Raw genomic sequence first — 3,705 nt, 5'->3', positions numbered from 1 at the left:
TGGAATTTGATAATTCCAATCTTCATCTGGCAGTAGATTAAGCTGTGTTTTATTGCCCATTAAATCTGCATAAGAAATAAAACTATTAATCACAACTTTTTCTAGTTCTTCTTGTACTTCCACAACTACATATAAATGATGGGAGAACTCTGGTAAATCTACTACTGCTCTTGGTAAACTAACTTCTTCATTTATAAAACTACCTTGAGTAATGATACAAACTTGAAATTGATTAATATTAAGATGACAAACGGCTGGAATTGAGTTAGAAAGAACTGGATTAAAAATAGAAGCATCAGCTAAATTAACTGTTAAATTATCTGTACCTCGTTCTTCTAACCATTGTTCAAATCCAAACAAAGCTAACCCATTCAAATAAGTTTGCCATTGTCGTGATTCGTTAGGAATTTGATTGCTAATTTGGATGGCTTGGTCAACTTTTTCTAATGATAAATGAATAGATTCTGTTGCAATACCCTGAAATTCTAGCAAATCTTCTAATTGATTCGTTAATTCATTTTTCATTTAAAGTTTTCCTTGATAATAAGTTTTATGATAAATTACAATAATTGAATTTATCTATATGCTTACAAACTCTTTGAGCAAATAAATTTTCTTTAGAACTAGACTGAGAATTATAACCCTCTGATTCTACTTCTTTAAAGACTATATTTATTTGTTCATCTAGAGCTATTTCTATTTTTTTATCTATAGTTTTTAGATGTTTTGGATCTGCATAATCTTGAGCAATTTCTAAGATACGACCCCGCAAACTAATTAATAATTCCTGTTTAATATCAGCCCGAAAAGATTTTAATTTTAGTAAGCGAGTTACTTGATATTGCGCTTTCAAGCCAACATTTTGAGCAATTTCTGTCATTGATTTTCCCTGACAATGATATAGATGTAACCCTTGGATAAATTGTTCCATTTTTTTGTTTTTTCTTTTCTTTAGTAATTGTATCCAAGAATCTGTTACTTTAGCTATAGCATCATCTAAACTTAAAAGAAATTGCTTTCTATAATTGCTCAAAAATTCATTCTGTTCATCCATTGAATCAGCTTCTTGAACAATACAAATCTGATTAGCTAAAGATTTATGGTTAGAAGTATCTAATGGTATTGTTGGTAGAGAACCACTTCTCACAGAAATTCGATATTCTCGTATTTGAGAAGCCAGGTCTTGCAATTTAGTCAATACTTGCTTTGGAGAAATATTTTTACCAGTTTTAGTTTTGATTAATTGAGCAATTTGTTCTAATTGTTCTGTAGTTGGTGGCAAACATTTTCTCCCTGCTCTTGATAAACTTTTTTGGCGACGTTGCGCCCGATAAATAGCATGATAACTTGATAAAATATCTATACTTTCCCGAGTTTCAAAAGCAGTAAAATTATAAAATACTGAGAAAATTTTCTCTAGTTGTTTAGGAGGAGTATCATTCAGAATTGCCCAATCACTAATTAAATAGACTCCACATTCCAGTAAGAAACTATTAAGTTCAGGATGCTGTTTAACTTTTCTAGTTGTCCAGGTAGCTAAATTGCTTTGATTTGGGTCGAAATTTTGGAGAATTTCTTGAGCAAAAGAACAAGAAGAAGTTTTATTTTTTTGACTAGAGATTCTGCCATCATCAGTCAAAACATAAGGGAATAAATTTTCCCTAGTAAAGCCATGATTTGTACCAAAATTTGCGGCTAATTGTTGACAAACACCGTCAATTTGCCAAGATATAAAACAGAGAAGACAGCGTTCTGCTAATAAAGAATTTCTCTCTAAATTAGTATCTGAATTATCTTGCACCAATGCTAAAAGTTGACGCTGAATATTAATGTCCGAAATTTCACTATCTGTTATATATTCTGGAAAATTTGAGGTAAAAAATTGTTTTGCCTCTGTAATTTCCAGGATTTGACGAGACCCGGAACTATTAATCTTAATCTGTCTCCAGTATTTAGAAGCAGTAACCATTTACTTTTAGATTTGAGATCAATAAAAATGAACAATTATCCAGATATATTAGCTTATAGCAGAAGAAAGAAGGAAGAAGGAAAAGTATTACGTTGTCTTAGTTTTAAGCTCTCGATCTTTCCTAACCTTTGCTTCGACTACTATCAAACATTAACCCGTAAGATATTCAATCCACAATGCTGATTATTGTTAATTGTATAATCATTTTTCCTGGTCAAAAGTTTGCTCTAATATCAGGATATTTATCCCTTCAATTGGAATATATTTCTATATTCCTAGAGGTTATGCAATATTTATTGAGGAAAGAAGGAAGAAGTGAAGAGGCAAAAAGGAAGAAGGAAATGCTTTTTTCGCTTCAATACTTTTGACTTTTGACTTTTGACTTTTGACTTCCGCGTAGCTGCACTAAACTATAACTTGGTTAGAATTAGCTGTAGTAGTAATCATATATTCCACTTGTTCGGGAGTTAAAAAAGGATTAGCACTCAAAACTAAAGCAGCTACACCAGCAACATGAGGAGCAGCAAATGATGTACCACTTTGATTTCCAAAATCATTATTAGGAAGAGTCGAATAAATATTTTCTCCAGGAGCAACAACATAATTTAGTGTTGTTGACCCAGCACGGTTAGAAAAGTCACTAATTCTGCCTGTAATATCTGTTGACCCAACAGGAATTCCCCATTGTTGTAGATTATTAGCTGGATATTCAGGAAAACTACTACCGTCATTACCTGCTGCCATAACTACCACAACTCCTCTTTCTGTTGCGTAACGGATGGCATCATCTACTACAGGAGAATAAAAATCTCTCCCAAAACTCATGTTAATCACATGGGCACCATTATTAACTGCATAGTAAATGCCAGCAGCAGCATCATCAGGTAGAATTGTCTCAAAATTTCCTACCTTAACAGGCATAATTTTAGCATTAGGAGCAATTCCTGTAATTCCTAAGCCATTCTGTTGAGCAGCGATCGTACCTGCAATATGAGTACCGTGACCAAAAAAGTCCATCGGGTCATTATCATTATTGATAATATCCCATCCCCTAAAATCATCTACATATCCATTACCATCATCATCAAAACCATTGTTAGGAATTTCATTGATGTTAGTCCAGATATTACTTGCTAAATCAAAGTGATTGTAGTCTACCCCACTATCTATCACTGCTACTATAATACCTTGCCCGGTATAACCTTGATTCCAGACTTCGGGAGCATTAATTGTTTCGACATTCCAATTATTAAAATCAAAACCTTCAGGAATTGGTGCGTTGATAGTTTGAGCAACTGCTGCATTTGCATCAATTAAACCATATCCATAGATACTATTAAAACCATCAGAATTCAATGAAAGTCCAGAATTAAATGAAGGTGTTGCTGACAGACTCAGATTATAATTTGTATCTCCACTGTATTGACTTACTTTAACGTAATAAGTACCGGGGTTTAAATTAGACACATTAATTTCTTCGGAAGCGCTGCCAAAAGCAAGGGAAGAATCAATTATTTCTCCAAAACCATCGTTATTTTTGTCTTCGAGCAAGTCTACATCAGCATCTGCACTTAAACCAGATAAAAATAAGTTAAAGTCACTGGTTGTATTCAAATGGAAACGATAATAGTCTACGGAGTCGAAGTCACCTACAAAATCATTCCAAATTTGATTGGTATTCAAAACCCCAATATCGCGAGCGTTTATCAAGGTGTCATCTGACTGTGGGAATTGGA

The 3,705-nt window shown here is 33.3% G+C and carries 3 protein-coding genes; all 3 read right to left on the bottom strand.

Going from position 1 to position 3,705, the window contains the following annotated elements:
- On the bottom strand, positions 1-525 hold a 525-nt coding region (locus tag F6K13_RS23435), incomplete at its 3' end, for a DUF1822 family protein (RefSeq protein WP_287288550.1).
- A 25-nt stretch (positions 526-550) separates the two neighbouring features.
- Complete coding sequence (locus F6K13_RS23430) at positions 551-1,969, bottom strand: hypothetical protein (RefSeq protein WP_124146692.1); 1,419 nt, start codon at positions 1,967-1,969, stop codon at positions 551-553.
- A gap of 405 nt (positions 1,970-2,374) precedes the next feature.
- Positions 2,375-3,705, bottom strand: a 1,331-nt coding sequence (locus tag F6K13_RS23425) for a S8 family serine peptidase (protein WP_287288549.1), incomplete at its 5' end; no start/stop codon positions are given.

It is taken from the genome of Okeania sp. SIO2B9 (assembly GCF_010672505.1).
Taxonomy (GTDB): Bacteria; Cyanobacteriota; Cyanobacteriia; order Cyanobacteriales; family Microcoleaceae; genus Okeania; species Okeania hirsuta.
This window is presented reverse-complemented; position numbering and strand designations above follow the sequence as displayed.